Here is a 6,716-nt window from a genome sequence, read left to right on the forward strand (position 1 = left end):
AAAAAAGCGGGGCCGCTGTGCGGCCCCGCTTTTTTATTGCGCCAAATCAGCCGCGCTTCCGCTGCGGCAGCACATCCTTCAGCTTGGCGCGCATGCTGCGCAAGGTCTTTTCGGTAGCCGACCAGTCGATGCAGGCATCGGTAATCGACACGCCGTATTGCAGCTCTTCCAGGTTCTTCGGAATCGACTGGCAGCCCCAGTTCAGGTGGCTTTCAACCATCAGGCCGATGATCGACTGGTTGCCTTCGAGGATCTGGTTGGCCACGTTCTCCATCACCAGCGGTTGCAGGGCCGGGTCCTTGTTGGAGTTGGCGTGGCTGCAATCTACCATGATGTTGGCCTTGATCTTGGCCTTCGCCAGGTCCTGTTCACACAAGGCGACGCTGACCGAGTCGTAGTTCGGCTTGCCGTTACCGCCGCGCAGTACTACGTGGCCGTAAGGGTTGCCCTTGGTGGTGACGATCGACACGCCGCCTTCCTGGTTGATGCCCAGGAAGCGGTGCGGCTTGGACACCGACTGCAGGGCGTTGATGGCAACGGTCAGGCCGCCGTCGGTGCCGTTCTTGAAGCCGACCGCCGAGGACAGGCCCGAGGCCATTTCGCGGTGGGTTTGCGATTCGGTGGTGCGGGCGCCGATGGCCGACCAGCTGATCAGGTCCTGCAGGTACTGCGGGGAGATCGGGTCGAGTGCTTCGGTGGCGGTTGGCAGGCCCATTTCGGCCAGGTCCAGCAGCAACTGGCGGCCGATGTGCAGGCCGTCCTGGATCTTGAACGAGTCATCCAGGTAGGGGTCGTTGATCAGGCCTTTCCAGCCGACGGTGGTGCGCGGTTTTTCGAAGTACACACGCATGACCAGGTACAGCGTATCGGACACTTCTTCGGCCAGCACCTTCAGGCGCTCGGCGTACTCGTGGGCGGCCTTGATGTCGTGGATGGAGCAAGGGCCAACCACGATGAACAGGCGATGGTCCTTGCCGTCGAGAATATTGCGCACCACTTCACGGCCGGCAGTAACGGTCTGCAGGGCCTTGGCGCTGAGGGGAATTTCCTTCTTGAGCTGATCGGGGGTGATCAGGGTCTCGTTGGAGGCAACGTTCAAGTCATCGATCGGTAAATCAGCCATCGTGTTACTCGTCAGGTCACGGGTGCCGGCCGCCAACTATCCCCGTGCGGCCCAGCAGCAAGAATAATCGCAGCGGGGAGCCGAACCTTAGCGCGTTACAGGTGGCGCGACAATGGGCTGGGCCCAGTCATTGTGGGGTTTTTCCGCGTTCGGGGGGCGCTGCGCGCGAACGGGCTGCCCAGTGTTGCGCAACCTGTGTAAAAAGAACGCTGAATTTATCCAGTGGAGATCGGCATGCATTCGCACACACCCCGCATCGGCATCATTGGCACCGGCGCCATCGGCGGCTTCTACGGGTTGATGCTGGCCCGTGCCGGTTTCGACGTGCATTTTCTGTTGCGCAGCGAGTACCAGGCTGTTCGTGCGCAAGGGCTGAAGCTGGACAGTGCCGTCCATGGCGCGATGCAGATGGACGTGCAGGCCTACGCTACCGTCGCCGACATGCCGCCATGCGACTGGCTGCTGATCGGTGCCAAAGCCACCAGCAACGATCAGCTGGCGCCGCTGATCGTCCAGGCGGCTGCACCAGGCGCCAAGGTCGTGCTGCTGCAGAACGGCCTGGGTGTGGAGGAACAGCTGCGGCCAGCTTTGCGCAACGATATGCACCTGCTCGGTGGGCTGTGTTTCATCTGCGTCAATCGCCAGGCCCCGGGTGTGATCCGCCACCAGGCGTTGGGGGCGGTCAATCTGGGCTATCACAGCGGGCCGGCCAGTGACGGCGGGGCTGCCCTGGCCAGTGAAGGAGCCGGCCTGTTCCAGGCCGCAGGTATCGATTCGCAGGCCATGCCGAACCTGGCCCTGGCGCGCTGGCAAAAGCTGGTATGGAACGTGCCCTACAACGGCCTGTCGGTGCTGCTGGGGGCCAGTACCACGCCACTGATGGCCGACAGCCACAGCCGCGAGCTGATCCAGGCCTTGATGGCCGAGGTGGTGCAGGGGGCGGCGGCGTGTGGCCAGGTGTTGCCCGAGGGTTACGCCGAGCACCTGTTCCAGGTGACAGAGCGTATGCCTGACTACTGGCCAAGCATGTACCACGACCATGTGCACAAGCGCCCGCTGGAACTGCAGGCCATCTATGCCGAGCCGCTGGCACAGGCAATGGCCGCCGGCTGCAGCCTGCCGCGCATGCAGATGCTGCATCAGGCGCTGAGTTTCATCGACAGCGGCGACCGCCGCCGCTGAGGTCGGCCTTGGTCTGCAGGCCGCGCCAGTAGTGCGCCAGACGGCAAAGCGAGCGTCTGGCGCGCTGCTAAGCTGAAGCTTGCTCTGCCGCTGCGGCAGTCGAGGAGGTCGAATGATCCGCTCCATGCTGTACGCCACCGACCTCGGTGTCTACGCCCCTTTTGTCATGCAACACGCGCTGGCCCTGGCGCGCACTTTCGGCGCCGAATTGTATGTGATCCATGCGGTGGAGCCGATGGGCCAGTTCGCCGAGTCACTCCTGCAGAGCTACCTCGATGAACAGACACTGGACCAGCTGCACAGCCAGGGGGTGAACACGGTGATGGCCAACATAGAACAGCGTGTGCTGGAGAGCTTTCGCGACGAGCTGGGCGAGGAGGCCGACCTGGCGGTGATAAAGGCCGTGCGGGTGCGTCAGGGCGACCCGGCGCAGGTGATCCTGGATCAGGCGCAGCGGTTAAGTGTCGACCTGCTGATATTCGGTAGCCACAGCGCCGGCGCCGGCGTGGATGTACCGCTGGGGCGCACCGCAGTGCGGCTGCTGCAGCTGTCGCCGGTACCAGTGTACATGGTGCCGTTGGCGCAGCATCTGGGGCGTAGGAAATCCTGAAGGTTGCCGTAGGCCATTTCCGGGGTAGGTAACAAAATTGTTCTAGATTTATTTCCAGAACCACTAATATAGTTATATATCGTCGCTGCCTGACTGCTGCGGACTCATCGCTGAACCGAGGGAAACCTATGAAGCTTCAACAACTGCGCTACATCTGGGAAGTGGCGCACCATGACCTCAACGTCTCCGCGACGGCTCAGAGTCTGTATACCTCCCAGCCCGGTATCAGCAAGCAGATCCGCCTGCTGGAAGATGAACTGGGTGTTGAAGTCTTTGCCCGCAGCGGTAAGCACCTGACCCGCGTTACCCCGGCCGGCGAGCGCATCATCAACACCGCTGGCGAGATCCTGCGCAAGGTCGAAAGCATCAAGCAGATTGCCCAGGAGTTCTCCAACGAGAAGAAGGGCACGCTGTCCATCGCCACCACCCATACCCAGGCGCGCTATGCCTTGCCGCCGGTGATCAGCAGTTTCATCAAGCAGTACCCGGAAGTGTCGCTGCACATGCACCAGGGTTCACCCATGCAGATTGCCGAGATGGCCGCGGACGGGACGGTCGATTTCGCCATCGCTACCGAGGCGCTGGAGCTGTTCGGCGACCTGATCATGATGCCGTGCTACAAGTGGAACCGTTGTGTGGTGGTGCCGCAAGGTCACCCGTTGGCGAAGCTGCCAAAGCTCACCCTGGAAGCCGTTGCCGAATACCCGATCGTCACCTATGTGTTCGGTTTCACCGGGCGCTCCAAGCTGGACGAAGCCTTCAACCATCGTGGCCTCACGCCGAAAGTGGTGTTCACTGCAGCCGACGCCGACGTGATCAAGACCTATGTGCGCCTGGGGCTGGGCGTGGGTATCGTCGCGGGCATGGCGGTGGACGCCAAGCTCGACAGCGACCTGGTGGCACTGGATGCGAGCGAGCTGTTCGAGGCCAGCATTACCAAGATCGGCTTCCGTCGAGGCACCTTCCTGCGTGGGTTCATGTGCGACTTCATCGAGAAATTTGCCCCGCACCTCACCCGCGAAGTGATGGCCAAGGCCATTCAGTGCCACAACAAGCAAGAGCTTGAAGAACTGTTTGCCGGTGTTGAGCTGCCGGTGCACTGATCCGCAATTGCAAGGGGCCGCTATGCGGCCCCGGGTTTTTCAAGCTTTGCTGATCAGGTTGCCTGCGTGCAACCCGCATTCCTTCTGCGTCGACTCTTCCCACCACCAACGCCCTTCACGCTCGTGCTGGTTCGGCAGCACGGGGCGGGTGCATGGTTCGCAGCCGATGCTGATGAAACCACGCTCATGCAGGCTGTTGTACGGCAGCTCCAGCATGCGGATATAACCCCACACTTCTGCGCTGCTCATCTGCGCCAGCGGGTTGAACTTGTACAGCGTGCGCTCGGGGGTGGAGAAGGCGCTGTCGATTTCAAGTGCTGCCACCTGGCTGCGGGTGCCTGGGCTCTGGTCGCGGCGCTGGCCGGTGGCCCAGGCGCTCACGGTCGCCAGCTTGCGGCGCAATGGCTCGATCTTGCGGATGCCGCAGCACTCGCCATGGCCGTCCTTGTAGAAGCTGAACAGCCCCTTGTCCTTGACGAACGGGTCGAGCTTGGCGCGGTCGGGGCTGAGGATTTCGATGGGCAGGTTGTACTGCTCGCGAACCTGGTCGATGAACCGGTAGGTCTCCGGGTGCAGGCGGCCGGTGTCGAGGCTGAATACCTTGACCTGCTTGTTCAGCTTCCAGGCCATGTCAACCAGCACCACGTCCTCGGCGCCGCTGAAGGAGATCCACAAGTCATCACCGAAGTGCTCGAAGGCAAGCTTGAGAATGTCCTGCGGGGACTTGTTGGCATAGGTCGCGGCCAGGGCGGCGACGTCGAAGGGTTGGCTCATCAGGCGGTTTCCATCTTGGCTGTGGCGCTGTGCGCTCGTAGTGGGGTGATGGTAACAAAAAAACGCGGGTTAGACGGTCTGATATCGGCGGCGCCTGCCTCGCGGTTCAGCTGCGCATACCCTGTGGGCGCGGGCGCGCCCGTCAGGGATCCACCACCGGTCACAAGCTCTGCAGGGTCTGCATCAGCACCCGTACCTTGGCAATCGACTCTTCATATTCGGCCTGCCATTCGGAGTCAGCCACCACAGCGCCGCCGCCCCAGCAGCTGACCTGGCCGTCTTTCACCAGCAGGCTGCGAATGGCAATCGAGCTGTCCATTTCCCCGCGCACGTCCACATACAGCAGCGAGCCGCAGTACAGCGCCCGTCGCGCCGGTTCCAGTTCGTCGATGATCTGCATGGCACGGATTTTTGGTGCGCCGGTGATCGAGCCGCCAGGGAAGCTGTCGCCGATCAGGTCGAGTGCGTCTTTATCGCTGGCCAGCTGCCCGGTAATGCTGCTGACCAAGTGGTGCACGTTAGGGTAGCTCTCCAGGCTGAACAGTTCGGGTACTTTCACGGAACCGATCTCGCAGGTGCGCCCAAGGTCGTTGCGCAGCAAGTCGACGATCATCAGGTTTTCCGAGCGGTCCTTGGGGCTGTGCAGAAGCTCCTCGGCATTGCGCTGGTCTTCAGCCGGGTCGCTGGCGCGCGGGCGAGTACCCTTGATCGGCCGGGTTTCAACCTGGCCCTGGCTGACGCGGATGAAGCGTTCGGGCGAGAAGCTCAGCAGGGCGCTGCCGTCGTCCAGTTGCTGGTAGGCGGAAAACGGCGTCGGGCAGGCGCGGCGCAGAGACTGGTAGGCCCGCCAAGGGTCACCCTTGCAGGGTGCACGGAAGCGTTGGGTGAGGTTGATCTGGTAGCAGTCACCGGCCTGGATGTACCGCTGTACCTGGTCGAACGCCGTTTTGTACTGCGTGGGTTGCAAGTCGCCGGTCATTGGCGCAAGCAGTTGGAAATCGCCGCTATCGGCCTGCTGGTCGGCCTCGAACAGGCTGATCAGGCGATCGCGCTCATCGCCTGCCAGGCTCGGGTGGAATACCAGCTGGCTGGTGCCGTATAGGTGGTCGCTGACCAGTGCCCAGGCGTACAGGCCCAGTTGGGCGTCTGGCAGGCCGAGGTCGTCTGCAGCCAGGCTTGGCAGCTGTTCCAAGCGGCGGCCGAAGTCGTAGCTCAGGTAGCCGATCAGGCCGCCGGCAAAGGGTAGCTCGCTGCCTTCGGGCAGTTGTGCGTGGCCCAGTTTTGCCAAGGCGGCGCGCAGGCGCTGGAGGAACGCGCGACCCTGTTCGTCAGGCTGCACTTGCAAGTGTTGCAGCGGCCAGGCGCTGAGCAGGTCGAAGCGGCCGCGTTCGGCACCGGGGCGGGCGCTGTCGAGCAGGATCGCGCCGGGTGCCTGGCGCAGGCGGGCGAAATAGGCGGCAGGGTCGGGCTGGTAGGGCAGGGGGTGGAGCGTACAGGTCGGCATCAGTGTGGACGGCGATGTAAAAGCGAGGAGGGCGATTGTAGACCTGTGCAGGAAAAGCGCCTAGCACTGGGCGCGACATTCAACTGTGTGTTTGGCATCCGGGGCTGCTTTCCGGCCCACCCGCGACGCAAGGCCGATCTCATAGAGCAAAAATGCCTTATTGATTTGGCAGGGACTCTTTGGGAGCAACTGTCTTGCTCAATTTCTAGAATCTGGTGCGATCCCTGTGGGAGCGGCTTTAGCCGCGAACACGGGCGAAGCCCGTGCCATGCACCGTGTTGGATTCTTCGCGGGGCAAGCCCGCTCCCACAGGTACCCCCCCCCGGAGGCTCGAGGCTGATGCAGTACCTGGGGAAACAACTGTCTTGCTCAATTTCTAGAATCTGGTGCGATCCCTGTGGGAGCGGCTTTAGCCGCGAA

Annotated in this window: 6 protein-coding genes; 3 read left to right on the top strand and 3 right to left on the bottom strand. The window is 62.5% G+C overall.

The window, feature by feature from the left end; all coding sequences use genetic code 11:
* Positions 1 to 46: 46 nt before the first annotated feature.
* Complete coding sequence (locus E8E68_RS22895; protein ID WP_266030349.1) at positions 47 to 1,123, bottom strand: 3-deoxy-7-phosphoheptulonate synthase; 1,077 nt, start codon at positions 1,121 to 1,123, stop codon at positions 47 to 49.
* Between the two features lie 234 nt (positions 1,124 to 1,357).
* On the opposite strand from E8E68_RS22895, the gene E8E68_RS22900 reads away from it, so the two are divergent.
* The 3 genes from E8E68_RS22900 to cysB all read left to right on the top strand — a co-directional run bounded on the left by E8E68_RS22900 (position 1,358) and on the right by cysB (position 4,018).
* Positions 1,358 to 2,305: a putative 2-dehydropantoate 2-reductase gene (locus tag E8E68_RS22900; protein WP_280345073.1), complete on the top strand. Its 948-nt coding sequence runs from the start codon at positions 1,358 to 1,360 to the stop codon at positions 2,303 to 2,305.
* Positions 2,306 to 2,417: 112 nt separating this feature from the next.
* A complete protein-coding gene (locus tag E8E68_RS22905) occupies positions 2,418 to 2,915 on the top strand; it encodes a universal stress protein (RefSeq protein WP_110745005.1) in 498 nt (165 codons plus the stop codon).
* A gap of 128 nt (positions 2,916 to 3,043) precedes the next feature.
* Positions 3,044 to 4,018: an HTH-type transcriptional regulator CysB gene (gene cysB / locus E8E68_RS22910; protein ID WP_061203019.1), complete on the top strand. Its 975-nt coding sequence runs from the start codon at positions 3,044 to 3,046 to the stop codon at positions 4,016 to 4,018.
* Between the two features lie 39 nt (positions 4,019 to 4,057).
* On the opposite strand, the gene E8E68_RS22915 is transcribed toward cysB, so the two are convergent.
* Positions 4,058 to 4,792 carry a phosphoadenylyl-sulfate reductase gene (locus E8E68_RS22915; protein WP_110745006.1) on the bottom strand — a complete coding sequence of 245 codons (735 nt, stop codon included), beginning with the start codon at positions 4,790 to 4,792 and terminating at the stop codon, positions 4,058 to 4,060.
* 160 nt (positions 4,793 to 4,952) lie between these two features.
* Positions 4,953 to 6,296 (bottom strand): aminodeoxychorismate synthase component I, encoded by a 1,344-nt coding sequence (pabB, locus tag E8E68_RS22920; RefSeq protein WP_280345078.1) that lies wholly within the window; start codon positions 6,294 to 6,296, stop codon positions 4,953 to 4,955.
* Positions 6,297 to 6,716: the final 420 nt, after the last annotated feature.

The organism is Pseudomonas sp. BN607 (assembly GCF_029871175.1).
In the GTDB taxonomy this organism is placed as follows: Bacteria; Pseudomonadota; Gammaproteobacteria; order Pseudomonadales; family Pseudomonadaceae; genus Aquipseudomonas.

Coding starts and splice junctions, on each gene's coding strand:
- pabB (WP_280345078.1), bottom strand. CDS start 6,296: ATGCCGACCTGTACGCTCCACCCCCTGCCCTACCAGCCCGACCCTGCC.
- cysB (WP_061203019.1), top strand. CDS start 3,044: ATGAAGCTTCAACAACTGCGCTACATCTGGGAAGTGGCGCACCATGAC.
- E8E68_RS22900 (WP_280345073.1), top strand. CDS start 1,358: ATGCATTCGCACACACCCCGCATCGGCATCATTGGCACCGGCGCCATC.
- E8E68_RS22895 (WP_266030349.1), bottom strand. CDS start 1,123: ATGGCTGATTTACCGATCGATGACTTGAACGTTGCCTCCAACGAGACC.
- E8E68_RS22905 (WP_110745005.1), top strand. CDS start 2,418: ATGATCCGCTCCATGCTGTACGCCACCGACCTCGGTGTCTACGCCCCT.
- E8E68_RS22915 (WP_110745006.1), bottom strand. CDS start 4,792: ATGAGCCAACCCTTCGACGTCGCCGCCCTGGCCGCGACCTATGCCAAC.